The 25,950-nt window shown below is 65.6% G+C and carries 18 protein-coding genes, 2 pseudogenes and 1 riboswitch; of the genes and pseudogenes, 5 read left to right on the top strand and 15 right to left on the bottom strand.

All coding sequences use genetic code 11. The annotated features are described in order from the left end of the window. The 11 genes and pseudogenes from GOSPT_RS10380 to GOSPT_RS10330 form a co-directional block, all read right to left on the bottom strand. Nucleotides 1-220, bottom strand: a pseudogene (locus GOSPT_RS10380) (MadC family VWA domain-containing protein); the annotation flags it as partial. A 67-nt stretch (nucleotides 221-287) separates the two neighbouring features. After that, nucleotides 288-1,385, bottom strand: coding sequence for a MadB family AAA-type ATPase (locus GOSPT_RS10375; protein WP_005205844.1), 1,098 nt, complete (start codon nucleotides 1,383-1,385; stop codon nucleotides 288-290). 132 nt (nucleotides 1,386-1,517) lie between these two features. Beyond that, nucleotides 1,518-2,789 carry an NDMA-dependent methanol dehydrogenase gene (gene mdo, locus GOSPT_RS10370; protein ID WP_005205843.1) on the bottom strand — a complete coding sequence of 424 codons (1,272 nt, stop codon included), beginning with the start codon at nucleotides 2,787-2,789 and terminating at the stop codon, nucleotides 1,518-1,520. Nucleotides 2,790-2,979: 190 nt separating this feature from the next. Next, entirely contained in the window at nucleotides 2,980-3,690 is a 711-nt protein-coding gene (locus GOSPT_RS10365; protein ID WP_168431263.1) for an MgtC/SapB family protein, read from the bottom strand. Between the two features lie 321 nt (nucleotides 3,691-4,011). Continuing rightward, nucleotides 4,012-5,289: an Nramp family divalent metal transporter gene (locus GOSPT_RS10360; RefSeq protein ID WP_005205841.1), complete on the bottom strand. Its 1,278-nt coding sequence runs from the start codon at nucleotides 5,287-5,289 to the stop codon at nucleotides 4,012-4,014. 183 nt (nucleotides 5,290-5,472) lie between these two features. Beyond that, the gene (locus GOSPT_RS10355; RefSeq protein ID WP_005205840.1) at nucleotides 5,473-8,322 is read right to left on the bottom strand and encodes a molybdopterin-dependent oxidoreductase; all 2,850 of its coding nucleotides are present in this window, start codon (nucleotides 8,320-8,322) and stop codon (nucleotides 5,473-5,475) included. Next, on the bottom strand, nucleotides 8,319-9,164 hold the full coding sequence (locus GOSPT_RS10350) for an FAD binding domain-containing protein (protein WP_005205839.1): 846 nt from the start codon (nucleotides 9,162-9,164) through the stop codon (nucleotides 8,319-8,321). Before GOSPT_RS10350 ends, GOSPT_RS10355 begins: the two co-directional genes overlap by 4 nt. 28 nt (nucleotides 9,165-9,192) lie before the next feature. Continuing rightward, nucleotides 9,193-10,572 (bottom strand): 8-oxoguanine deaminase, encoded by a 1,380-nt coding sequence (locus GOSPT_RS10345; protein WP_005205838.1) that lies wholly within the window; start codon nucleotides 10,570-10,572, stop codon nucleotides 9,193-9,195. Nucleotides 10,573-10,671: 99 nt separating this feature from the next. Next, the gene (locus GOSPT_RS10340) at nucleotides 10,672-11,163 is read right to left on the bottom strand and encodes a hypothetical protein (protein WP_005205837.1); all 492 of its coding nucleotides are present in this window, start codon (nucleotides 11,161-11,163) and stop codon (nucleotides 10,672-10,674) included. Between the two features lie 93 nt (nucleotides 11,164-11,256). Next, the gene (locus GOSPT_RS10335) at nucleotides 11,257-11,862 is read right to left on the bottom strand and encodes a L,D-transpeptidase (RefSeq protein WP_005205836.1); all 606 of its coding nucleotides are present in this window, start codon (nucleotides 11,860-11,862) and stop codon (nucleotides 11,257-11,259) included. A gap of 85 nt (nucleotides 11,863-11,947) precedes the next feature. Next, a complete protein-coding gene (locus GOSPT_RS10330) occupies nucleotides 11,948-13,402 on the bottom strand; it encodes a short-chain fatty acyl-CoA regulator family protein (protein WP_005205835.1) in 1,455 nt (484 codons plus the stop codon). A gap of 118 nt (nucleotides 13,403-13,520) precedes the next feature. On the opposite strand from GOSPT_RS10330, the gene prpD reads away from it, so the two are divergent. The 4 genes and pseudogenes from prpD (at nucleotide 13,521) to GOSPT_RS10310 (ending at nucleotide 20,610) form a co-directional block, all read left to right on the top strand. Next, complete coding sequence (gene prpD, locus GOSPT_RS10325) at nucleotides 13,521-15,032, top strand: 2-methylcitrate dehydratase PrpD (protein ID WP_005205834.1); 1,512 nt, start codon at nucleotides 13,521-13,523, stop codon at nucleotides 15,030-15,032. Continuing rightward, nucleotides 15,032-15,977, top strand: a pseudogene (prpB, locus tag GOSPT_RS10320) (methylisocitrate lyase). The gene prpD and the pseudogene prpB overlap by 1 nt, the downstream one beginning before the upstream one ends. Next, nucleotides 15,974-17,104: a bifunctional 2-methylcitrate synthase/citrate synthase gene (locus tag GOSPT_RS10315; RefSeq protein WP_005205831.1), complete on the top strand. Its 1,131-nt coding sequence runs from the start codon at nucleotides 15,974-15,976 to the stop codon at nucleotides 17,102-17,104. The pseudogene prpB and the gene GOSPT_RS10315 overlap by 4 nt, the downstream one beginning before the upstream one ends. Before the next feature lie 116 nt (nucleotides 17,105-17,220). Continuing rightward, nucleotides 17,221-20,610, top strand: coding sequence for a pyruvate carboxylase (locus tag GOSPT_RS10310; protein WP_005205830.1), 3,390 nt, complete (start codon nucleotides 17,221-17,223; stop codon nucleotides 20,608-20,610). A gap of 25 nt (nucleotides 20,611-20,635) precedes the next feature. Here the strand turns inward: GOSPT_RS10310 and GOSPT_RS10305 are convergent, their stop codons facing one another. Together GOSPT_RS10305 and metE are read right to left on the bottom strand one after the other, a co-directional pair. Further along, nucleotides 20,636-21,268, bottom strand: coding sequence for a nucleoside/nucleotide kinase family protein (locus GOSPT_RS10305; protein ID WP_005205829.1), 633 nt, complete (start codon nucleotides 21,266-21,268; stop codon nucleotides 20,636-20,638). Nucleotides 21,269-21,376: 108 nt separating this feature from the next. Beyond that, complete coding sequence (metE, locus tag GOSPT_RS10300) at nucleotides 21,377-23,701, bottom strand: 5-methyltetrahydropteroyltriglutamate--homocysteine S-methyltransferase (protein ID WP_005205828.1); 2,325 nt, start codon at nucleotides 23,699-23,701, stop codon at nucleotides 21,377-21,379. Nucleotides 23,702-23,859: 158 nt separating this feature from the next. Further along, a riboswitch (cobalamin riboswitch) is annotated at nucleotides 23,860-24,043 on the bottom strand. Between the two features lie 156 nt (nucleotides 24,044-24,199). On the opposite strand from metE, the gene GOSPT_RS10295 reads away from it, so the two are divergent. Beyond that, nucleotides 24,200-25,063: an SDR family oxidoreductase gene (locus GOSPT_RS10295; protein WP_005205827.1), complete on the top strand. Its 864-nt coding sequence runs from the start codon at nucleotides 24,200-24,202 to the stop codon at nucleotides 25,061-25,063. Between the two features lie 27 nt (nucleotides 25,064-25,090). Here GOSPT_RS10295 and uraH read toward each other — a convergent pair whose 3' ends face one another. After that, the gene (gene uraH / locus GOSPT_RS10290; RefSeq protein ID WP_005205826.1) at nucleotides 25,091-25,417 is read right to left on the bottom strand and encodes a hydroxyisourate hydrolase; all 327 of its coding nucleotides are present in this window, start codon (nucleotides 25,415-25,417) and stop codon (nucleotides 25,091-25,093) included. A gap of 9 nt (nucleotides 25,418-25,426) precedes the next feature. After that, the gene (gene uraD / locus GOSPT_RS10285; RefSeq protein ID WP_005205825.1) at nucleotides 25,427-25,948 is read right to left on the bottom strand and encodes a 2-oxo-4-hydroxy-4-carboxy-5-ureidoimidazoline decarboxylase; all 522 of its coding nucleotides are present in this window, start codon (nucleotides 25,946-25,948) and stop codon (nucleotides 25,427-25,429) included. Nucleotides 25,949-25,950 lie beyond the last annotated feature (2 nt).

The raw sequence follows: 25,950 nt of genomic DNA, 5'->3' as shown, positions 1-25,950 counted from the left end.
GGTCGGTGGCCGTATCGCGATGCGGTACCCCAACGAACACGAGATCGAAGGCGATCTCGAAGCCGTCTGCCTCGTGCGCATACTTGACGCTCACCGCGCGCAGCGCAGCCCGCAGTCGGTCGAGATCGTCGGCGCCGACGAGTGCCAGCGTGCGACGGATCTCGATGACCTCGGCCGGGGACACGGTGACCCGGTGGCCGCGGAGAAGGTGTCCGAACATCACCGAGAGTGCGTCAAGAACGCGATCACGTGTCCGGGCGCCGCTGCGCTCTCGAGAAGTGGTCACGTCAACGTCGACGGACGCTACGCGCACGACCCGACCCGAAAGCTGTTGCTGTCAGCGACCCTCGCGGACTAGAACCGTCGCTCGCGGACGGCCTCGAATCCTGGATGTCGGACCCGGACGACGCTGGTGTGCCCACCATGGCCCTGGCGATATCGAGATCACTGCCGAACTTCACCAACAGTGCGAGAAGTGCACGGTCTGTCGACGTTCGATCGTGCGTGACGTCGGCTGCGTGTGCGGCAGTCGTCGTGCGCAGGTACGACGCTGCCCGCGCGGCATCGATCACCTCGGCGATGGAAGGACTCTTACGCAGCGGCAACTCCCGCAGACGGCGTGCGAGGTCGACGACGTCGGCGACCACCCCGGGTTCCACTTCCGGCGCGCGCACCGACACGATTGCCCGCTCGCGTTCGACGTCGGGATAGTCGACCTGGAAGTGCACGCAGCGTCGCTTCAGGGCGGGCGACAGTTCCCGGGTGTCGTTGGAGGTCAATATCACCCACGGTGACGAACGCGCGGCGAAGGTGCCGAGCTCGGGAATCGTCACCTGCCGCTCCGCGAGTACCTCGAGCATCACGGCCTCCATGGCCTCGTCGGTTCGATCGATCTCGTCTATGAGCAGCACGGTGGGCAGCGGTGCAGTGATGGCCGCGAGCAATGGTCGTGCGACGAGGAAGTCCTCGGTGTAGACGCCGATGTCGGTGCGCGAGAGCGCCGCCGACGCCGCGGACAGGGTGGGCTCGTCGGCGAGCTCACCGCTGATTCTGTCGCGCAACATCTGCACGTGAAGAAGCTGGCGGGCGTAATCCCACTCGTAGAGTGCTCTGGAGTCGTCGAGACCCTCGTAGCACTGCAGCCGGAGGAGCTGCCGATCCGAGGCTGCCGCAAGGGATTTGGCGAGCTCGGTCTTGCCGACGCCCGCGGGTCCCTCGAGTAGGAGAGGCCTGTCGAGCAGTGTCGCGAGGTGCACAACGACGGCAAGGTCGTCGTCGATCAGGTATTCCTGCTCAGCGAGTGCATCGGTGAGTTCTTCGACCGTGTCGAATCGGGTTGTGGCGCTGGACAAGTGGCGGGACGGCACTGTTGTGCTCTCTGGCATGGCTCCTCATGACGATCGTGCGCGGTGACCTGGGGTGCGGATCGGTCCAGGTGAAGGGTCAGGTCGCGACCTCGCCCGGACCGATCCGCGGCTCGGGAGGTGCTCAGTCTCCCGAGGGCTTGTAGCGGTGGCTCAGTAGCTACCGGTCATTGCATGGGTCACCATCGGGATGAGTGACTCGACGGTGCACTCGCGCGGGTTACCCGGCGTGCACCAGTCGTCCATCATGTGTTCGGCGATTGCGCGGATCTGCTTGTCCGAGGTGTCCATCGTGTCTCCGCGGCCCTCGTACTTGCCGGTGTTCATCCGGTTCTTCTCGTAGCTGTTGACGCTGAGCTGTCCGAAGTTGTCGGGGATACCGAGGTCCTTGGACAACCGGATCGCCTCCTCGACTGCGGCGTCGGCTGCCTGCACGGTCGACATCTTGCTGGTGTCGATACCCAGCAGTGCGGCGATGTCGGCGTAACGCTCGTAGCGGCTCGGCAGGTTGTACTCCCAGACGCGCGGAAGTGCGATTGCGTTGTTCAGGCCATGGTGGCTGTCGTAGAAGGCGCTGACCGCATGTGACAGTGAGTGAATCAGCCCGAGGCCACCCGAGTTGAATGCTTGTGCCGCAATGTATTGCGCGTGCATCATGCCGGTACGTGCCTCGAGATTGCGAGGCTCGTACACGGCGGTGCGCAGGTGGTCACGGATGAGTTCGATGGAGTACTTCGCGTTGCCCAGTGACGGCGCGAAGTCGAGTCGCGAGACATAGGGCTCCGAGGCGTGGGCCAGCACATCGAAGCCGCAGAAGGCTGTGAAGTGTTCGGGGCAGCTGTAGTAGAGCAGCGGATCGTCCATGGCGAGGTCGACGAGGCAGGTGTCGTCGAACGCGACCCACTTGTGTGGCTTGTTCATGTCCGAAGTGTCGGTGATGACATAGGCCCAGGAGGTCTCCGAGCCCGTGCCCGCAGTGGTCGAGACGGCGATGTGCGCGGGGTTCTCCTTGTTGGTGGCCTTGGAGAAGCCTTCGAACTCGTTGATGTTGCGGCCGTCGTGGGCGATCACCATGCGTGCGCCCTTGGCGGCATCGTGGCTTGAACCACCACCGACCGAGATGATCCCGTCGCACTTCTCGGACTGGTAGAGCGCCGCGGCGTCCATGCAGTTGTAGTCCTTGGGGTTGGACTCGACCTTGTCGTAGAGAACGACGTCGACACCCTGGTACTCGATCTTGCCGACGAGTTCCTCGATGATCCCCGAGCCACGCAATCCCGTGGTCATGAGCAGGACGCGGGTCATCCCCAGGTTTTTTGCTTCAACGCCGAGCATGTCGTGCGCGCCGACGCCGAGCTTGGCATTGGGGAACGGGTGGAAGTCCTTGATCGGGAAGTCCCAGATCTGATTGAGCTCGATGGCCATGTGGCGATCTCCTTGTGACGTAACCGGTGATTCACGATCCACTCTGTGCGCCATATCACGTCTGAACAAGTCCACCTGCTCAGATGAAAAGATGATCAGACCAGAAGAGCAGCGGAATCCCTGTCCATCCGGACAGGGAATCCGTGCGTGCTCGTCAGTCGGCGCTCGTCTCTCAGTCGGCGCTCGTCTCTCAGTCGGCGCTCGGTTCGGCGCTCGCCGACCAGCGCACCGACGTCACCGGTTCGGCGCGCACCACCGTCGCGAGAGCGTCTTCGATGTCGCGGTCGTTGCGCTCGGCGCTGAACACATGCGCGGTGATCGTCACGATCCCGTTTTCGTCGTCGGTCGCGGCGATGGACCGTACGGTCAGCTCCGGACGGTGCACGGCGTCGAACACCATTGCGCGCACGGTGGTTTCGGCCGCTTGTGGACAGGTGACCTCGAAAATGTAGTTCGCGGAGGGCGATTCACGGCCGGTGTCGCCGGGGTGGCGGTCGATCAGCCTACCGAGGGGTCGGAGCAGCGTATTCGCGAGCATCACGGTTGCCGTGCCCGCGATGGCGACGAGGAGGAGTCCGCCGCCGGCGAGAGCGCCGACAGCGGCCGACGCCCACAGTGTCGCCGCTGTGTTGAGACCGGAGATCGACGCGCCCTGCTTCATGATCACGCCTGCACCGAGAAAGCCGATACCGGAAACGATCTGGGCAGCAACGCGAGTCGGGTCGGCGTCTGGACCGTGAAAGCTGAATGCCCCCATCGCGACGAACAGGGCCGCTCCGAGCGCGACGAGTGCGTTCGTTCGCAGACCCGCTGTGCGAGAACGCCACTGGCGTTCGAAGCCGATCGCGGCTCCACATAGCAGTGCTACGGAGATACGGGCAAAGATGTCGAGTGCGGTGATGGACATGAGGACCGCCTTGGGGTCAGGGTTCCCCAACCCGCACACGGCCGCGGTACCGCACGCGATACGCGCGGCGTCGGCTCACCTGTGACGAGCGAGGGGAGGGCACGATTCGAACGATGTTCTGTCAGAAGAACTGTCACCAGATGGCATTCGGATCTCACCTCCCTGCAAGCGCATTCGCACCCGGTCGGTCGAGTGCATATCAGTGATAGCCGTGCTGGCCGGTGATGTCAACGTGACGGACGACATGTGGAGCCGAGATGTCGGAATAGAGAAGTCCCATGTGGCGCCGATGACAACACGCGGTGCTGCTGATGCTCACGCGCCGATGATCAGCAGCACGATGAGGGCAAGGTTCAGCACGACGATGAGCACCGACGACACCGCGGCTCCGATGCGCAGCGGCCACCCATCGGCGTACTCGCCCATGAGCCCGCGGTCGGCGGTGAGTCGGCCGAGGGGGATGATCGCGAACGGGATTCCGAAGCTCAGCACCACCTGACTGATCACCAGCGCCCAGCTTGGGTCCACACCGACAGCGAGCACGACGAGCGCGGGAATGAGCGTGACGAGTCTGCGCACCACGAGAGGAACCCGAACGTGCAGTAGGCCGTCCATGATCGCCGAGCCCGCCGACGAACCGACAGAGGTCGCTGCGAGCCCGCTGGCCAGCAGGCCGATTGCGAAGATGGTCGCCACCGAGGGGCCGAGGGAGTCGCGGACGGCGTCGTAGGCTCCCTCGATGGTGTCGGTGCCCTCCTTGCCGCGGAGGTTGGTGGCCGCGAGCAACAGCAGTGCGATGTTCACGGCGCCTGCCACGATGAGAGCGATGACGACATCCCACCGCGTCACCCTGATCAGGCGCCGCTTTCGCGACGGCGACGAGCTGATGCCGTGTCGGTCGACGACCAGTGAGGAGTGGACGTAGATCGCGTGCGGCATCACAGTCGCGCCGAGCATGGACGCGGCGAGCAGCACTGTCTCGGGGCCCTGCAGGCGGGGCACGAGCCCACCGAGAACCTCTCCGGCGGGCGGCGGTTCGACGACGAGGCCTGCGAGGAATCCCACGACGATGATCGCGAGCATGCCAAGGATGACCCGTTCGAAAACGTGTTGTTGGCGCGCATTCTGCAGAAGCAGCATCAGGAGAGACACCACGCCGACGATCACGCCGCCGAGGACGAGTGGCAGTCCGAACAGCAGATGCAGTGCGATGGCCCCGCCGAGCACCTCCGCGAGGTCGGTTGCCACTGCGACGGCCTCGGCCTGTGCCCAGAACGCGAGTCGAGAACGACGACCCATCCGCGCCCCGATCAGGGCGGGCAGTCCCTTGCCGGTGACGATGCCGAGCTTCGCCGACTGGTACTGAATCAGCATGGCGATGACGTTGGCCAGCACCAGCACCCAGACCAGCAGAAACCCGTATCGGGACCCTGCGGTGATGTTGGCTGCGACGTTGCCCGGGTCGACGTAGGCGATCGCGGCGACGAAGGCGGGGCCGAGTAGTGCGACGTTGCGCAACAGCGCACGCGGACGACGTATGCGTCGGCGGGCCTCGGTCGGCTCCGGCTGCTCGCGCTCTTCGACCGTGCTCACCTGACCAATCTCGCACAGCTCGACGTCGAGTTCAACACGGGCGAATCAAAAAGTTCGGGTCACCGAAACTGTGCGACCGTCGGCTGACCCGACTCAGATCCCAGACGCGGCTCGAGTTGGCAGACGCGCGGCTGATACACCAGCTGCGTCCACACGCTCGGGCCGCGTCTGGAATGCCAATCGTCACTGGAGCAGGCGCCACACCCGATCACGCGACATCGGCAGCTCGTACGGGCGCTCGCCGATCGCCCGCCGGATCGCGTTGGCAAGAGCGGGGGCCACCGGGTTGTAGGGTGACTCGCTCATCGACTTCGCGCCATACGGGCCGAGTTCGTCGGCGGTGTCGGCGAAGTAGACCTCGGTCTCGGGGACATCGGCCATCTGCGGCACCCGATAGGTGCGGAACACGGGTGTGATCGGCACGCCCTTGCCGTCGAGCATGATCTCCTCATACAACGACGATCCGATCGCCTGCGCCACACCACCTTCCACCTGGCCGCGACACTGTTGCGGGTTCATCACCGTGCCCGCGTCGGCTGACTGGACGGACTGCAGGATGCGAACGTTGCCGGTCGCGGTGTCGACGGCTACCCGAAAAGCGTGCACGTTGAACGCAATCGAGCGCAGCGCGCCGCTCTCGGAACCGGTGGCGACCACGCGGTCGCCCACGCGGTGCGCAGCGTCGACGGTGTCGATGAGTTCGTCGAAGCTCACGAGTCGTTCACCGACGAGTGCGCCGTCGGGGACCAACCGGATGGCGTCGGGTGCCGTTGCGGTGATCGACGACGCCGCGTCGAGCAGGACCGTACGCAGCGCGAGTGCTGCGCCATAGGTTGCCTTTCCGGCGACCGTGATGCCTGCCGACGCAAAGGCGCCGGTGTCGTAGATCGCTGCGTCGGTGTCGCCGTGTGCCAACACGATTCGCGACGGTACGGTGCCCAACGCTTCGGCGACGATCTGGGTGAGCACCGTCGTCGTGCCGTTGCCGAACTCGGCCGTGCCCACACCGACGTGGTAGCTCCCGTCGGTGTCGACACCGACGGTGACGGTCGAGAAATGGCCGCGCGGAGCCATGGTGGCGATCGCGGCAATGGCCATGCCCTCGCCGATCCGCCACGAATCACCTTCTGGCGCAGCGACATCATTGCCGCGGCGTAGTGCTGTCTGGGCGAGGTCGAGGCACTGGTCGAGCCCGTAGCTCCCGTAGATCAGGTCGTCCTCGGGTTCGGGGTGCGCGATGAGAAGCGGATCGCCGTCGCGGACCGCGTTGAGTCGACGCAGCTCGAACGGATCGATGTCGAGGGCAATCGCGAGTTCGTCCATGGCGGATTCGACGGCGAGGATCACCTGCCCGAGGCCGTAGCCGCGGAACGCACCAGACGGTGGGTTGTTGGTGTAGACCACCTCGGCGTCGATCCGCTTGACCGGGCAGTTGTACACCGAGACCGACTCGGCGCACGCGTGGAACATGACACCCATGGAGTGATTGCCGTACGCGCCCGTGTCTGAGAGAACGTCGACCTTCATCGCACGCAGTCGGCCGTCCGCGTCGGCGCCGAGATCGACTGCGACACGGAAGGGATGACGATAGGTGGTGCGGGTCATCTCGTCGGTCCGCGACATCTCGTACGCAACGGGCATTCCGGTGCGTAGCACCGCGATCGCCACCAGGTCTTCGGTGAGTAGCTCCTGCTTGCCGCCGAATCCGCCGCCGACGCGGGCGCTGAACACGCGGATGCGATCTGCGGGAAGGTCGAGCAAAAGCGCGAGTTCGTCGCGTACCAGGAACGGCACCTGCGTGCTGGTGCGGATCACGAGTCGGCCGTCGTCGTCGAGCCAGCCGATGGAGCCGTGGGTCTCCAACTGTGCGTGGGAAACTCGTGCAGTCTGCCAGGTTCCGCCTACGGTGACGGCAGAGTCCGCGAGCGTGGCGTCGACGTCGCCACCGAATCCCTCGTGGAACGAGGAGATGACGTTGCGCTCTGCCTCGAACACGCGGTCCTCGGGGGTGCGTTCGGGGTGGACCAGTGGGGCGCCGGGACGTCGTGCTTCCTCGGGATCGAAGACGCCGGGCAGGAGCTCGTACTCGACGTCGATCAGGCGGCACGCTTCCTCGGCGATTCCGGCGGTGTCGGCGACCACTGCCGCCACCCGCTGCCCGACGAACCGCACCACGGAGTCGAGGACGAGTGTGTCGTCCGGATCGTCGGCACGCGACTCGTGCCTCGCGGTGGAAAACCTTCGCGTACTGACGTTCTCGTGGGTGAGGACGAGCGCGACGCCGGGAAGAGCCTGCGCCGCGGACGTGTCGATCGAGACGATCCGGGCGTGCGGGTGTGGCGAGGTGAGCACTCGCAGGTAGCGGGTTCCGGGGACTGCGACGTCGAAGGTGTACGGCTCGGTTCCGGTGACAACCCGGCGGCCCGCGGGCGGCGTGAGCGACGCGCCGATCGCGGGGGAGGTGGTCTCGACACGACGCTCGTTCCTCGCGTCTGCTCGACCAGCGGGGGACGCGTTGCTCGTGTCTGCTCGACCAGCGGTGGAGTCTGCTCGACCAGCGGGTTGGCTGGCGGGGGGATCGGCGGGCTGTGCGGCGTCGACGCCCTGCCGGATCGCCTGGCGGATCGCGCGATATCCCGTGCAGCGGCAGAGGTTTCCCTTCATCTTCCGCTGTAGTTCGTCGGTGTCGTGGGCGGTGTCGGCGTCGAGCGTTGACGCCGTGACGATCATTCCGGCCGTGCAGAAGCCGCACTGGAAGCCGAAGTTGTCGACGAAGGCCTGCTGCATGGGATGGAGGTCGTCGGGTGTACCGAGGCCCGAGACCGTTGTGACCGAACGACCTTCGATCCGCTGGGCCGGAAAGATGCACGAGTGCACCGGCGTGTCGTCGACCAACACCGAGCACGCGCCGCAGTCGCCCGCGTCGCAACCCTTCTTGACCTCGAAGTGGGCTTGGTCGCGCAGAAATGTGCGCAGGCACTGTCCCGCAGCGGGACTCGCGTCAACCGGCTCGCCGTTGATCTCGAACTTCACGGTGCAGCAGCCCCTTCCGTGTCCCGTTGTGGTTCGTCCCGTCCCAGTTCGTCACGGATCTGTTCGGCCAGGACCGCGCTGACCCCGCGCCGCCAATCGGCGGCGCCGAGCGGGTCGGTGTAGTAGCCGTCGGCCGACCAGATGTCGGAGCGCAGACGCTCGGCGTCGGGTAATCCGTTGTAGCGCAGCACGGTAGGCCATAGCGTTGCCGCGGTGATCCCGACGACGACGGTGTCATCCTCGTCGCGGCGCCCGGTGACCACCACGCCGGAGCGTCCCAACTCTGCCAAGGCGATCTTCCTGAATCCGGTTCTGCCGCGCAGTGCGTATCCGGGGATGTCGATGGCGCGCAACACCTCTCCCTCGCCCAGGGTGTTGGTTCCGTTGCCGGTGACGAAGTCGGCGACGTCGAGGCTGTAATCGGTGCCGTCCGGCCGCCAGATCAGTGCGCGACCGTCCAGTCCCGCCGCGAGCGACACCATCGATGCGGCCGCGAACGAACGGCAGATGTTTCCGCCGACGGTGGCGACGTTCCAGATCTTGAAGGACGCCAGAAGTGCTGTCGCGCACTGGAAGAGCAGCGGATGTGCCCGCCAACCGTGTTCGGCGGGCAGCTCGGCGAGTTGCGCGATGGTGGCAGTGGCCGCGATCCGCAGCCCGCCGTCGGGCAGTTCCTCGAAGGGCTCCCAGCCGATTCGGCTGATGTCGACCACCCCGCTCGACGTCACCTGCGGTTCGGAGAAGAACCACGTGCCGCCCGCGACGATGCGCTCGCCCGCCGCCAAGGTGAGGTCGTCGCGGCTGTAGGCATAGCGGTAGGTCGAGACCGTGTGCAGGTCCATCACAGTCCCCTGCGTGCCATAGGAGGTGTCATGTGAGGGCCCCGCGTGCTTTGTCGAGTAGTCGACGATGCTCGCGTGCGCAGTCGGCCGCGACGGTCGTCGTGTCGACGGTGAGCAACTCGGCGTCGGCGACGATCTGTGTGCCGTTGACCCACGACGCCTTGATCGGCGGGATGGCGCCGAGAACCAGTGCTGCCACCGGGTCGTCGATGTCGGCGTGCGCGAGCGTGGTGAGGTCCCAGAGGACGAGGTCGGCGAGCTTCCCGACCTCGATGGAGCCGATCTCGTTGGCGCGGCCCAGTACTCGAGCACCACCGATGGTGGCGAGCTCGATGGCCGTCCGGGTCGTGAGCGCGGTTGGGCCTCCCCGGGTGCGGGCCATCAGCACGGCCTGGTGTGCCTCCTCGAGGAGACGGGCCGATTCGTTCGACGCCGCGCCGTCGACGCCCAATCCCACGGGAACCCCTGCGTCGACGAGGTCACGAGTGCGACAGATGTGGTTGCCAAGGCGGGCATTGGAGGTGGGGCAGTGGGCGACGCCGGTCGACGTCGCTGCGAGCCGGGCGATCTCGTCGTCGGCGAACTCGATGCCGTGGGCGAACCACACGTCGTCGCCCGTCCAACCGACCGATTCCATGTATTCCAGTGGTGTGCAACCGAAATGCTCGTCGCAGTAAGTGTTCTCGTCGACCGACTCGGCGAGGTGGGTATGCAGCCGGACGCCGAGTTCTCGTGCCAGCACGGCGGATTCGCGGAGCAGGTCGGTGGTCACCGAGAACGGTGAGCACGGTGCCAGTGCGATGCGCAGCATCGAATCCGGTGCCGGATCATGCCAGCGCGCAACGGCATCGGAGCTTGCGGCGAGGATCTCGTCGATGCTCTGCACCACGGTGTCCGGCGGTAGGCCGCCGTCCTTCTCGGACAGGTCCATCGAACCGCGCGTCGGGTGGAAGCGCACGCCGACGGCCCGGGCTGCACCGATTTCGGCACCGAGCAGGTCGCCGCCCTCGCGCGGGAAGACGTAGTGGTGGTCGGTCGTCGTCGTGCAGCCAGACAACGCGAGTGTCGAGAGACCGCCAAGCGCTGCCGTGTGCACAGCTTGCTCGTCGATACCCGCCCAGATGGGGTACAGCGTCGTCAGCCATTGGAAGAGCGTGTGATCGGCGGCGAGCCCCCGAGTGATCCACTGATAGAGGTGGTGATGGGTGTTCACCAGGCCGGGCGTGAGCACGCAGCCCGAGCCGTCGATCCGGATGACGTCGTCAGGCAACGGCGCCGCTGGGGCATCCGCCTCGATGATCGCGCTGATCGTGGTGCCCTCGATCAGCACCGACGCGCGCGTCAATTCCCGACGATCCGGGTCGACGGTCACCACGGAGGCATTCTCGATGAGGGTTGCTGAGGGCACAGCGACACGCTACGACGATCGGGCCCGCCCGGCATGTCGGGGAGGGCGGTTGCCTTCAGCGACCGGCTCCCGACGTTGCCAATGGGTCGTCGGCAGACGTCAGCGAACCACGTACTCGGTGCTGCAATCGCCGTTGGTCATTGCGTTCGGGTTGATCGAACTGGTGTTGGTGGCGCCGATCACCAGTGCGATGCGGCCGGGGGCGGTGGCGATTCGTGGCACCGAGACCGTCGACGTGAGGCCACCGACGCGCGTCGGGTCGCTGAACACGCTGCCCGACTTCCCGGTTCGGAGGTTTGCCCACGTCACTGTCACCTTTTGCTGGTAGCCGGCGATCGACAGCGGCCTGGAGTCCAGGCGTACCTGGATGCCACCGCGACCCGACTGAGTGATCGATGCGGTGGCCGAGGTCGGCAGTGCGAACAGATTGGGGTTGGGATAGGTGATGGAGCAGTGTCCGACGGGCTGGGCGGGCGCAGCGGAAGCGAGTCCGCCGCCTGTGGCCAGCGGAACCGCCGCCGCGGCAGTGGCAGCTGCGATCGCTACGAACCTGCGGATGCGCGTCGACGGTGAATGCGTGATCTTCGACATGGGATCTCCCTGGTAGATGTACTCGAATCTCGCATTACAGACATCGTGACGACCGCGGGGATTGTTACGGAAGGTAAGCAGATCGGCCGACGGTCAGGCCGTGATCGTCACAGGCGTGCCGTCGCCCGCCCAGTCGTAGAGGTGCTTGATCTCGTTGCCGGGCACGTGAATACAGCCTTCGGAGCCTCGGGTCTTGTATGCCGTCGTGTCGCCGTAGGGGAACTTCTGCCAGGGCGAGTCGTGGAATCCGATGTCGCCGAAAAGGTGCAACCAGTAGTGCACGAACACCGTGTACCCGGGACCGCTCAGCGTGCGATCGACGTCATGACTTTCGATGCGCCAGGTGCCCAGCGGTGTGCCTGCGCCACGGTCGACGCTGCCGGTGGTGACAGGGACGTCGGAGATCTGTCGGCCGTCGAGACACAGCACCATGTGTTGCGACGCGAGTCCGACGACGATGGCCTTTCCGTCGGACTTCTCGGGGCAGGAGGGGCGCGGGATGATCGGGGCCGCGACCGACCGGGCGTTATCTGTCGGGGGTGCTGAGTCGGCAGTCGCTGACGAATGCAGGGTGAGCCCCACGACCGTTGCGATGGTGACCGCCAAGACGGCGATGGCAGCAAGAGCAGGCCACGCGTACCCGAGTACGAGTGACCTAGCCGTGCGAGCACGGCTGTGCTTCTTGGTAACCGATATCATTTCGCCCGACGTTACCGCAGACGGGACACGCGCCGACGCATGCGTGACGGACCGAACGACGTCGGACTGTCACTCACGAGCTCACCTACCCTGTGCGGGCCGGGCGATACGGGACGGAGTCACTGACAGTGACGTCGACGTCGATGGGCCTGCCGACCTGCGGGAACGCCCGCTGCGGGCAGGCAGGTCGCGGGCACACCTTGCATCCTGCGCCGATCGGTACGGTACGACGGTCGTCGGCGAGGTCGATGCCGGTGGAGTAGACGAGGCGGTCGGCGTGTGCGAGATCGCAACCCAATCCGATGGCGAAGGATTTGTGCTGTGTGAGGTAGCCCAACCCCTCGTCGGTGCTGCGCGCCAGCCAGAAATACGACCGGCCGTCCGGCATCTGCGAGACCTGGGTGACAACCCGCCCCGGCGAGGCGAATGCGTCGTGTACGACCCAGAGCGGGCAACTCCCTCCCGCCCGCGAAAAGTGAAATGCGGTGGCGGATTGTCGCTTGGAGATGTTCCCCGCGCGATCGGTCCGGACGAAAATGAACGGGACGCCGCGATGTCCAGGGCGCTGGAGAGTCGACAGCCGATGGCACACGGTCTCGAAGCCGACGTCGAAGCCGACGCAGAGCAGTTCGATGTCGTAGCGCGCGTCCTCCGCTGCGTCGCGAAAGTGTCTGTACGGCAACAACAATGCTCCCGCGAAGTAGTTTGCGAGTCCGATTCGGGCTACAGCCCGTGACTCAGAGCTCAGTTCGACGGCGTCGGCGATCACCGCGTCGATCACATCGCTCTGCGTGATCAACGCCAACTGGGTGGCCAGTTGGAACGCGCGTTGCCCGGAGGTGAGTCGACCCGCGAGCTGGACGACGCGCCGAGTGGGATCGAAGACGCGTTTGGGGCGGCGCGCGGCGGCGACGGGGTCGGTGTCACGGCTGATCGACACGGAGACGCCGTGTTCGCGTGACAGCAGCGTCGCCAACTGCAGGTCGAGTCCTCCGACGCGCAGGCCATGCTGATCGAACATGTCCTCGGCTGCCCGGTCGAGGACGTCGATGTAGTTCTTGCGGTCGTAGAAGAAGTCGCGGACCTCCTCGAACGGCATCGGAGTCGACGACGCTCCGCCCGCATTCGCGGCCTGTCCCCGGTAGGTGTCGAGCTCGGACTCTGCCGCGACGAGGCGCCTGTGGAGGGCGGCGATCGTGCGACCGACGTCGGGCATTCGGGAGACGAGCTCGGTGATCTGCGCGCGCGTGACGTCGCCGCCGTCTGGTGCGGTCGCAAGTGCGTCGGCCAGGTCGGCGACCAGCCGCGCGTCGGTGTCGGCCGCGAAGTAGTCGGCGTTGAGGTCGAACTCGCGGGTGAGTGCGAGAAGCACGCCGACGGTGATCGGGCGCTGATCGTTCTCGAGCTGATTCACGTAGCTGGTCGACTTGTCGATACGACGTGCGAGTGCGGCCTGGGAGAGTCCCTGCTCGTCGCGGAGCCTGCGTAGGCGAGCTCCTACGAGAAGTCTCCCGGGCGTCGCGGCAGAGGGGTGTGCCATGCACAGAGCCTAACTCCTCATGTGTTCACAACATTCGCAAAATTGAGGGCAGTCATCCGCAAAAATACGCATTCGCCAGGGCTTATGCGGAGACGAACGAGATGCGTACGGTGCGAACATGATCATTCACAACGTGCGGACCCACCGCAGTGCCTCCGACTTCGGTCAGTCCGAGCATCTCGCTCAGAAAATCGCCGAGGTTGCCGCCGACCCTGTCGAGGTGCCGATCGAGACAGCCGAGATGGTGATCAATCGGGTCATCGACAACGCGGCGGTCAGCGCCGCGTCGGTGATCCGTCGACCGGTGACGGCTGCGCGGTTACAGGCGCTCGTGCACCCGCACGGACGGGGCGGCCGCGGCGCGGCGGTGTTCGGTGTCGCAGGCACGTACTCCCCGGAGTGGGCCGCGTGGGCCAACGGGGTGGCCGTGCGTGAACTCGACTTCCACGACACCTTCCTCGCCGCCGAGTACTCGCACCCGGGCGACAACATCCCCCCGCTGGTCGCGGTGGCGCAGCACGTCGGCGCCGGGGGTGCAGACCTGATCCGAGGCATCGCCACCGCCTACGAGATCCAGATCGATCTGACGCGCGGAATGTGTTTGCACGAGCACAAGATCGACCACGTTGCGCACCTCGGTCCTTCCGTCGCCGCGGGGCTGGGAACCATGTTGCGTCTCGACGTCGAGACGATCTACCAGGCCGTTGGCCAAGCCCTGCACCTGACAACCGCGACGCGGCAATCGCGGAAGCGCCTCATCTCCAGTTGGAAGGCATACGCGCCGGCTCACGCGGGCAAGATCGCGATCGAGGCCGTCGACCGTGCGATGCGAGGTGAGGGTGCGCCCGCTCCGATCTGGGAGGGCGAGGACGGCGTGATCGCGTGGCTACTCGGTGGCCCCGAGAAGGTCTACGAGATACCGCTTCCCGGTCCGGGCGAGGCCAAGCGGGCGATCCTCGACAGCTACACCAAGGAGCACTCGGCCGAGTATCAGAGTCAGGCGCCGATCGACCTCGCGCGTCGGATGCGTGAGCGGATCACCGATCTCGCCGACATCGAATCGATCGTGCTGCACACCAGCCACCACACCCACGTCGTGATCGGTACGGGCTCCGGTGATCCCCAGAAGTTCGATCCGTCGGCCAGTCGAGAGACGCTCGACCACTCGGTGCCCTACATCTTCGCCGTCGCGCTGCAGGACGGTTTCTGGCACCACGAGGCGTCGTATGCGCCCGAACGTGCACATCGTCCCGACACCGTCGAGCTGTGGCGCAAGATCTCGACCGTCGAAGATCCAGAGTGGACCCGCCGCTACCACTCCACCGATCCGGGGGAGAAGGCGTTCGGCGCGAAAGCGGTTGTGACGCTGCGCAACGGTGAGGTCATCACAGACGAACTGGCTGTTGCGGACGCACATCCACTCGGTGCCCGCCCATTCGCTCGGGAGCAGTACGAGGCCAAGTTCTCCACCATGGCAGACGGCGTGATCGATACGGCCGAGCAGCGTCGATTCCTCGATGCGGCAGCCGATCTCGCGTCGCTCGAGGCGGGAGGCCTCGACGCACTCACTCCGAAGGTGCTGTCCGTCGTGCTCGACAAGGCGCCGACCATCGGGGCGGGGATCTTCTGATGACCTCATCGGAAAACGCTGTGGCGGGGCTGTTCTCGTCATCGGTACCTGCCACCGATAAGCGGCTTGCGCTGCGGGCGGGCTTGGCGTCGGGAAGTCTGCAGCGTTGGCCCGGCGCATTCTCGCCGCTTGTGGCCAAGCTCATCGCCGACGTCGGGTTCGAGGGCGTGTACATTTCCGGCGCTGTGCTCTCGGCCGATATCGGACTCCCCGACGTCGGGCTCACGACGCTGAGTGAGGTCGCCGCTCGCGGCGGGCAGATCGCCCACGCAACCAACCTGCCGTCACTTGTCGACGCCGACACCGGATTCGGTGAACCCATGAGCGCGGCGCGGACCGTTGCCACCCTCGAAGACGCGGGGTTGTCCGGCTGCCACTTCGAGGATCAGGTCAATCCCAAGCGGTGTGGTCATCTCGACGGCAAGGACGTCGTTCCCGTCGGCGAGATGCTCGCAAGGCTTGCGGCAGCGGTCACGGCACGACGCGACGACAACTTCGTGATCTGCGCGGACGGACGCGCGTGCCGTCGAGGGTCTCGACGCCGCGATCGATCGCGCCAAGGCGTATGCCGATGCCGGCGCCGACCTCATCTTCACGGAGGCATTGCGTGACGCCTCGGAGTTCGAGAGATTCCGTGCGGCCGTTGACGTTCCGCTCCTTGCCAACATGACGGAGTTCGGCAAATCCGACCTGCTCACTGCGAAACAACTGGGGGACGTCGGCTACAACGCGGTCATCTATCCGGTGACGACGCTACGCATCGCGATGGGTGCCGTTGAGTCAGGACTTCGGGAGATCGCCTCTACCGGAACACAATCGGGACTCCTCGACGGCATGCAGCATCGGAGCAGGCTCTACGAGTTGCTGCGCTACGCGGACTACAACGACTTCGATTCCGAACTGTTCAACTTCACCCTGAATTCCACGCCGGAGGTACATCCATGAGCGCGCCGCCAGTTGGCCAACCTGCTATTCACAAGGGTCTTCTCGGGGTCGTCGTCGACACCACTGCGATCTCGAAGGTTGTGCCCGAAACGAATTCGCTGACCTACCGGGGCTATCCCGTACAGGATCTCGCCGCGCACTGCAGTTTCGAGCAGGTCGCGTACCTCCTGTGGCATGGCGAGTTGCCCACCGACGCCCAACTCGCCGCGTTCACGCAGCGAGAGCGGGCGAGTCGTCGACTCGATCGGTCGACACAGGCCGTCCTCGCCCGTATTCCGGAGAACTGCCACCCGATGGACGTCGTTCGCACGGTCATCAGCTACCTCGGCACCGAGGACCCGGACGAGGACAACGCGGCGCCCACCGCGAACTACGACAAGGCGCTGCGGATGTTCTCGATCCTGCCGACCATCGTCGCGGCGGACATGCGTCGACGACGCGGACTCGACCCGATACCCCCGCACCACGGACTCGGCTACGCGGAGAACTTTCTGGCCATGTGTTTCGGGAAGGTTCCCGATCCGGTGGTCGTCTCGGCGTTCGAGAAGTCGATGGTGCTCTACGCCGAGCACAGTTTCAACGCATCGACCTTCGCGGCCCGTGTCGTGACCTCGACTCAGTCGGACATCTACAGCGCGGTGACGGCGGCGATCGGAGCGCTGAAGGGATCGCTGCACGGCGGCGCCAACGAAGCGGTCATGTACGACATGATCGAAATCGACCGCCCGGAACTGGCGAACGCCTGGCTCGAGCTCAAGCTGGAGAACAAGGACAAGGTGATGGGGTTCGGCCACCGCGTCTACAAGAACGGCGATTCGCGGGTGCCGACGATGCGTGCGGCTCTGGTCGAGGTCTCCGAACAGCTCGGCGAGGACCGGTGGCTGCGCATCTACACCGAACTCGAGCGGCTGATGGACGAGCGCACGGGCATCAAACCGAATCTCGACTTCCCGACCGGCCCCGCGTATCACCTGATGGGCTTCGACATCGGATCGTTCACGCCGATTTTCGTGATGAGCCGCATCACGGGGTGGACTGCGCACATCATGGAACAGGCAGCGTCGAACTCGCTGATCCGTCCGTTGAGTAGCTACACAGGACCCGCGCAGCGCGCTCTCACACTTTGAGACAAAAGTGAGGTATCACCCTCACTTACGGATAAGGTCGACGACGACGGCGGTGCCTGTCCCGATGGTGCCTGCCCGGGCAACGTGTATTCGACGAACGAAAGTTGTGTCCCGAGATGTTTGAGAAAGTCCTGGTCGCAAATCGCGGTGAGATCGCGATCCGAGCATTTCGTGCGGCATATGAGCTCGGGGCCGGAACGGTCGCGGTATTCCCGTATGAGGACCGCAACTCGCTGCACCGACTGAAGGCCGACGAGTCGTACCAGATCGGCGTACCGGGGCATCCGGTCCGTGCGTATCTCTCCGTCGACGAGATCATCGGTGCCGCACTGCATTCGGGCGCGGATGCGGTCTATCCCGGCTATGGCTTCCTGTCGGAGAACGCAGGCCTGGCGGCGGCGTGTGCCGAGCATGGCATCACGTTCGTCGGACCGCCCGCGCATGTACTCGAGCTGACCGGCAACAAGGCCGAGGCCATCGCTGCGGCGAAGGCTGCCGGGTTGCCGGTGCTTGCGTCCTCGGAGCCGTCGGCCGACGTCGACGAGTTGGTTGCGGCATCCGCCGACATGCAGTTCCCGGTCTTCGTCAAGGCGGTTGCCGGTGGTGGTGGTCGCGGTATGCGGCGCGTCGCCAAGCGTGAGGATCTCGCCGAGGCCATTTCGGCGGCATCCCGCGAAGCCGACACCGCATTCGGTGATCCGACAGTGTTCCTCGAGCAGGCCGTGATCAATCCGCGCCACATCGAGGTGCAGATCCTGGCCGACACGCAGGGCAACGTCATTCACCTCTTCGAGCGCGACTGCAGCGTGCAGCGTCGGCACCAGAAGGTCGTCGAGTTGGCTCCGGCGCCAAACCTCGATCCGCAACTACGGGAGCGGATCTGCGCCGATGCCGTCGCGTTCGCCAAGCAGATCGGCTATTCGTGCGCCGGGACCGTCGAATTCTTGGTTGATGTGCAGGGTCGGCACGTGTTCATCGAAATGAATCCGCGCATTCAGGTGGAGCACACGGTGACCGAGGAGATCACCGACGTCGACCTTGTCGGTGCGCAGTTGCGGGTGGCGTCGGGGCAGTCCCTCGACGACTTGGGGTTGAGTCAGGACTCGATCGCCATCCGCGGAGCAGCACTACAGTGCCGCATCACCACCGAGGACCCATCGGACGGTTTCCGGCCCGACGTCGGGCGTATCACCGCCTACCGCACGCCCGGTGGTGCAGGCATCCGACTCGACGGCGGTGCGGTTCTCGGCGGAGAGATCAGCGGCCATTTCGACTCGATGCTGGTCAAACTGACCTGCCGCGGTCGCGACTTCGACACTGCGGTGCGTCGTGCACGACGTGCCCTGGCGGAGTTCCGCATTCGCGGTGTGGCCACCAACATTCCGTTCCTGCAGGCGGTGCTCGACGACCCCGACTTTGCCGCGGGACACGTGACGACGTCGTTCATCGAAGACCGCCCGTGGCTGTTGAATTCACGTGGATCGGCTGACCGCGGTACGCGCATTCTGTCGTATCTCGCGGACGTGACGGTCAACAAGCCGCACGGGGAACGTCCGAGCACGGTGTATCCGCGCGACAAGCTTCCCGCGCTCGACCGCGCCCAACTACTCGCGCCGCCCGACGGCTCGCGGCAGCGACTGTTGACCCTGGGGCCCAACGGTTTTGCGCGCGACCTTCGCGAGCGCGCTGCGGTCGGTGTCACCGACACGACCTTCCGCGACGCCCATCAGTCGCTGCTCGCGACGCGCGTGCGGACGAGCGGAATGCTCGCCGTCGCACCGTATGTCGCGGCGACGACCCCGCAGCTGCTGTCCGTCGAGTGTTGGGGCGGCGCCACCTACGACGTCGCGCTGCGGTTCCTGAAGGAAGATCCGTGGGATCGGTTGGCGCAGTTGCGCGAAGAGATTCCCAACATCTGTCTGCAGATGCTGCTGCGCGGTGCCAACACCGTCGGCTACACGCCGTACCCGCAGAAGGTGACGACCGCCTTCGTCGCCGAGGCGACGGACGTGGGCATCGACATCTTCCGAATCTTCGACGCGCTCAACAACATCGAGCAGATGCGACCCGCCATCGACGCGGTGCTCGAGACCGATCGCGCGGTCGCCGAGGTCGCGATGAGCTACACGGGCGACCTCGCGAACCCCGACGAGAAGCTCTACACCCTCGACTACTACCTGCGCCTGGCGGAGCAGATCGTCGACGCCGGTGCGCATGTCCTCGCGATCAAGGACATGGCGGGGCTGCTGCGGGCGCCCGCGGCCGACAAGCTGGTCCGCGCGTTGCGAAGCGAGTTCGATCTGCCCATCCACGTCCACACCCACGACACCCCTGGCGGACAGTTGGCGACGTACCTCGCGGCCGTCAACGCGGGCGCCGACGCCGTCGACGGCGCGTCGGCACCCTTGGCGGGCACCACGAGTCAGCCGCCGCTGTCGGCAATCGTCGCGGCGTTTGCGCACACCGAGCACGACACCGGGCTGGACCTCAAGGCGGTCTGCGACCTGGAGCCGTACTGGGAAGCGGTGCGAAAGGTGTACGCCCCCTTCGAATCCGGTGTTCCCGCACCGACCGGGCGCGTCTACTCGCACGAAATTCCGGGCGGCCAGCTGTCGAATCTGCGTCAGCAGGCCATCGCGTTGGGACTGGGTAACCGCTTCGAGGCTGTCGAAGAGGCCTACGCTGCCGCCGATGCGATGCTGGGGCGGCTGATCAAGGTGACGCCGTCGTCGAAAGTCGTCGGCGACCTTGCCCTCGCCCTCGTCGGGCAGGGCATCGCACCGGCTGACTTTGCCGCGAACCCCGGCGCCTACGACATCCCCGACTCCGTGATCGGTTTTCTCCGAGGCGAATTGGGTGAGCCCGCGGGAGGGTGGCCCGAGCCGCTGCGTACCCGCGCGCTCGCCGGTCGCACGGCCCCGCGCCCCGTCGAAGAGCTCAGTGCAGCCGACGACACCGCACTCGACACGGCGGGCAGGCACCGGCAGGAAACCCTCAACAGACTGTTGTTCCCCGGTCCGACAAGGGAATTCGAGGAGCATCAGGAAATGTACGGGGACACGTCGAGGCTGTCGGCCAATCAATTCTTCTACGGACTGCGCTACGGCGACGAGCACCGCGTGGAGCTCGAACCGGGCGTCGAATTGCTGATCGGTCTCGAGGCGATCAGCGAACCCGACGAGAAGGGCATGCGCACGGTGATGTGTGTGCTCAACGGTCAGTTGCGGCCGGTCGCCGTACGAGATCGGTCCGTCGACTCCAAGGTTGCCGCCGCCGAGCGTGCTGATCGGGCAAATCCGAATCACGTCGGCGCACCCTTCGCGGGCGTCGTATCGCTGTCGGTGGACGTCGGCGACGAGATTGCGGCGGGCGCGGCGATCGGCACAATCGAGGCGATGAAGATGGAGGCGACCATCACCGCGCCGGTCGGCGGCAAGGTCGCCCGGGTCGCGGTGACATCCGTGCAGCAGGTTTCACCCGGCGACCTGCTGATCGAAATCGGCTGAGGTTGCGCGGGTTCGGAGTCGGCGGTCAGTCGATGGTGGTGGCGTCGAGCCCGGCGTCGGAGTGTGCGCGCGTTGCCCTGATCTGTGCGGCGTTCGGGTCGTCGACGTTCCTGATCCACTCGAGCGCATCGTCGACGCTCCGGCCGGTGGCGACGTGTCTGGCCAGGAGGCGTTCATGTCGGATGGCGTCGGGGAGGTCGACGAACCACATGCGGTCGATGAGTCGACGAACGGGCGCCCACGCGCCGTCGAATGCGAGGTAGTTGCCTTCGACGACAACGATTCTCGCCGTTGCGGGGATCAGCGCCGATGCGGCGATCGGCTCGCCGAGGTTGTGGTCGAAATCTGGTGCGTAGACCTCGGTGTCCGGCGTGGCGGCCCTGCGGAGCGTCGCGACGAATCCGTCGACGTCGAAGGTGTCTTGCGCCCCACGTCGTTCGGTGCGGCGGAGGAGGTGCAGCATCGGTGTCGCGAGATGGAAACCATCCATCGGGAGATATCCGATGTGTGCGTCGCCGAGGCGGTCGGCGAGCTCGAGGGTCGCCCGACGTGCGACCGTCGTCTTACCCGCCCCCGGTGGCCCGGTGAATCCGACGACCACTCGGGAGCGGGTGTCCGCGAGGTCGATGATCTCTGCGACCAGCGCCTCGATGATCATGACTGAAACGATACGAGACAATCGACGGGGAATCGACGAGATGGAGTCATCCCGCCGATTCCCTGGTCGTCAGCGCTCTACGTCAATCCCCGACGTCAATCCCCGACGTCAGCGTTCGACGTCGGCACGCACGGTCGTCGCGGCGGAGACGAGGTTGCTTAGCGACGCGATCACCTCGCCCGGTGTGCGGGTCTTGAGTCCACAGTCGGGGTTGACCCAGAGTCGTTGCGGGCCAACGGCCTTCAACGCCGCGCGCAGCGATCGCTCGATCTCCGCTGTGCCCGGTACGCGAGGCGAGTGGATGTCGTAGACACCCGGACCAACGCCGTTCGAGAATCCGACGGCGTTGAGGTCGTCGAGGATCTGCATCGCGGAGCGGGCGGCCTCGATCGACGTGACGTCGGCGTCGAGGTCGGCGATCGCACCGATGACCTCGCCGAACTCCGAGTAGCAGAGGTGGGTGTGGATCTGCGACGAGTCGGCGACACCCGAGGTGGAGAGGCGGAATGCGCGGACTGCCCAGTCGAGGTAGCGCTGCTTGTCGGCATCACGTAGCGGAAGGAGCTCGCGCAGTGCCGGTTCGTCGACCTGGATGATGGTGATTCCGGCCTCCTCGAGGTCGACGGTCTCGTCGCGGATGGCCAACGCGATCTGATCGGCCGACTCCGCGAGCGGCTGGTCGTCACGCACGAACGACCACGCGAGGATCGTGACCGGGCCGGTCAGCATTCCCTTCACCGGTTTGTTGGTCAGCGACTGCGCGTAGGTGATCCAGTCGACGGTCATCGGATGCGCGCGCACGACGTCGCCGTACAGGATCGGCGGCCGCACGCACCGGGTTCCGTACGACTGGACCCATCCGTTGGCCGTGGCGAAGAAGCCGTCGAGCTGTTCGGCGAAGTACTGGACCATGTCGTTGCGCTCGGGTTCCCCGTGCACGAGTACGTCGAGTCCAATTTTCTCTTGCAGCGCAACCACATCGGCGATCTCGGCACGCATCCGCCGCTGGTACTCGGCCTCGTCGATCTGACCCGAACGCAGCGCGGCACGGGCGAGACGGATCGCCGAGGTCTGCGGGTAGGAGCCGATCGTGGTGGTCGGCAAGGGCGGAAGATCGAGCTGCGAGTTCTGTGCGGCGATGCGCTCTGCCGCGGGCATCCGTGTGACGTCGGTGTCGGTGACTGCGGCCAGACGAGCGCGCACTGCCGGGACGTGGACACGCGGATCACTTGCATGCGTGGCGAGCGCCTCGGCGGACGCTTCGAAGGCCTCCCGCTCCGACTCCCGACCGTTGCGCAGTGCGCGGGCGAGCACCCCGACCTCGTCGTACTTCTGCGCGGCGAATGACAGCCATCCTCGTAGGTTGTCGTCGAGTTCGTCCTCGGCATCGAGTGTGTAGGGCACGTGCAGCGTCGAGCACGACGTCGAAACAGTAAGCGCGCGTGCCGATCCCAACAGGGTGCCGAGGGTTGCGAGCGCCTTGTCGAGATCGGTGCGCCAGATGTTGCGACCGTCGACGACACCTGCGACGAGAAGCTTGTCGGCGAGTTCTGGGACCACGACGACCGAGTCGACCGAGCCCTCGACGAGGTCGATACCGATGGCGTCGACGGGCGTGCGTGCCAGGGCAGCGAGAGACGCGCCGGGGTCACCGAAGTAGGTGTTGACGAAGAGCGCCGGGCGGTCGGTGACGGCACCGAGCCTCGAGTACACCGAATTGGCCAGTGCGGGAAGGTCTTCGGCGTAATCGGTGACCAGCACGGGCTCGTCGATCTGGACCCACGCGACTCCGGCCTTGGCGAGTTGCGCGAGCAACTGCTCATACACCCCGAGTAGGTCGTCGATCCTCGTCAGTGGCGACGGAGAATCGTCGCTGGCCTTGGCGAGTGCCAGGAAGGTGATCGGTCCGATGATGACCGGTCGGGCTTCGACGCCGTGTGCGTGTGCTTCGGCGATCTCGCCGAGAACCTTCTCGGGGCGCAATCCGAACGTGGTGTCGGCGCCGATCTCGGGGACCAGATAGTGGTAGTTGGTGTCGAACCACTTGGTCATCTCCAGCGGAGCGATGTCCGCGGTGCCACGTGCCGCGGTGAAGTATCGGTCGAGCGGATCTGCGATGTCGTCGAACCGCTGGGGGAGTGCACCGAGAAGGACTGCGGTGTCGAGTATCTGGTCGTAGTAGGAGAAGGTGTTGACCGGTATCGAGTCGAAACCGACTGCGGCCAACTGTTCGACGGTGTCGCGTCGCAGTCCGGCTGCGATCTGGTCGAGCTCGGCAGCGCTGACGCTGCCCGCCCAGTAGCCTTCGATTGCCCGCTTGAGTTCGCGGCGCGGGCCGATCCGCGGCGTGCCGGGCACGGTGGCGGTGAACGGCTTGCCAACCGAGTTCGATGCCATCTCGGCGACGGTGGTGTGTGCTGAATTGATGGACATGAGTTCGTGAACTCCTGCATTCGACGTGGACGGTTCACCGCCATGCAGGGAGAGTCGACGAGCCCGGGTGGTGTGCAGAAGACACCACGACACGCTGATCGACCTGCGCCCGGTCCACGAGGCGGCGAGCCACCGGTCGCGGCGCGACCGGTACAGGAGGCAGGTCTTCGGACTCGTCGGCGGGCTCACATGAGGCGAGATTCCTAGTGGCCGTCGCTTCCCGGGCTTTCGCCCAGTGCGTGGTGACGGCGGTCGTTCCGACATACCGCTGCGGGACAGTTCCGGATTCTCACCGGATTCCCTCTCATCCGAACGCCGGTGACGGTGGTCGGATTCGACGCCGCGCGCGGGACGGAGGGGCTCCATCACAATTCCCGGCGGGCGAACCAGCTGCCGTTGCAGCATAGCGCAGCCGTCTCGTCGTCATCCTGACCGTTGTGACCCAGGAGACGACCATCGCCATGAATCCGCGAACCCCAACGGTTCCGAACCAACTAGGTGACTGAACAAACGAACACGACGTATCTCATCACCGGTGCAGGCAGCGGCTTCGGTAAGGAGGTCGCACTGCGCCTCGCCGAGCGAGGCCACGACGTCATCGCAGGCGTCGAGATCATCGCGCAGGTCAACGTCCTGCGCGCCGAGGCGAAGGAACGCGGCGTCGACCTCCGCGTGGAGAAGCTCGACGTCACCGATGAAGGAGATCGGGACAAGGCCGCACAGTGGGACGTCGACGTCCTGCTGAACAACGCGGGCATCTCCGAGGGCGGGTCGTCGGTGGACATTCCCGCCGCGAACATCAGGAGGCAGTTCGAGGTCAACGTCTTCGGGCCGATCCTGCTGACCCAGCCGATCGCGAAGGCCATGGTGGCCAAGGGTGGCGGCAAGATCGTGTTCATGTCGTCGGTCGCGGGCCTCACCGTCGATCCGTTCACCGGCGCCTACGCCGGGTCGAAGCACGCCGTCGAGGCGTTCGCCGACGCACTCGATCAAGAGCTCAGCGAATACGGAATCACGGTGGCGACGATCAACCCCGGACCATTCCTGACCGGCTTCAACGACACGATGTTCGAGGCATGGAAGTCGTGGGAAGACGATCCGTCGACCCGACTCTTCGATTACGAGAAGCTCTCGTTTCCGCATGAGCAGTTCGACCCGGAAGAAGTCATCGAGGTCACCCTCGACGTGCTCACCGGCAGCGACACCGACTACCGACACGTGCTTCCCGCCCACACGGTGGACGACATCAAGTCGCAGGTGTCGGCGTTGTGGGACCGCACGCTCAACGACGGCAAGCGTCCCGACCTGGTCCAGACCGCCTACGACATCTCGCCCTACACTCCGGTCAGCGGAGACGCGTGAGCCGTCCGAGCATCCGAGCGCGCAGCCTCAGCTCCCGCGATACGTCGAATACGAGTATGGGCTCAGCAGCACCGGTACGTGATAATGCCGGTTCGGGTCGTCGACGGTGAAGCAGATGTCGATCTGCGGGTAGAAGCCGACAATTCCGTTGGCGCCGAACCAATCCGCCGTCGCGAACACGAGGTGGTAGGTGCCTGGCGCGAGCGGGTCGACGTTGACCTGTGAGATGCGACCGTCGCTGTCGGTGGTGCCGGATGCCAGTTGTTCGCCGTCGACGTCGCGCAGCGCGATGGACATGCCGACGGCCGGCGCACCGGTGACGGCGTCGAGGACATGGGTGGACAGACCGGTCATGAGGTCAGCCTAGTCGTCGACGAATTCGATAGCAGGCGTCAACATCCGTTGCAGCCGACTGCGATTGATCTTCGCGAGCTCCATGCGCAGGACGCGCCGTTCGGTCGGCGCGTCGTTGCGAATGCGCTCCTTGAGGATGGCGAGTAGCTCCTCCGCGGGGCGTCCGTTGGCGAACACGAGGTAGACGTGTCCGAACTTCTCGTCGTACTCCTTGTTGAGCTGTTTGAGCTCGGCGAGCACCTCGGGGTCGGCGCCTGCGACCCCGGACTGTTCCCTGCTCGACGAGGCGTTGTCGGGGCGGTCACCGATGCGGGGGTGCCCGGACAGCGCCTCGTCGAGGTCGGATTCGGTCAGCTCGGCGAGTATCAGATCGGCGTACTCCAACAGCGCGTCGTCGTCGACGAACGGGCGCGCCTTGGCGACGCGCAACGCCCAGATCGACGAGCTACAGCACTCATAGAGGGTGCCGATCGCTTGTCGCTCGGACAGCTCGTTGAAACTGGGCAGACCTCGCCAATCGACTCGTCGCACGC

This window comes from Gordonia sputi NBRC 100414, assembly GCF_000248055.1.
In the GTDB taxonomy this organism is placed as follows: Bacteria; Actinomycetota; Actinomycetes; order Mycobacteriales; family Mycobacteriaceae; genus Gordonia; species Gordonia sputi.
This window is presented reverse-complemented; position numbering and strand designations above follow the sequence as displayed.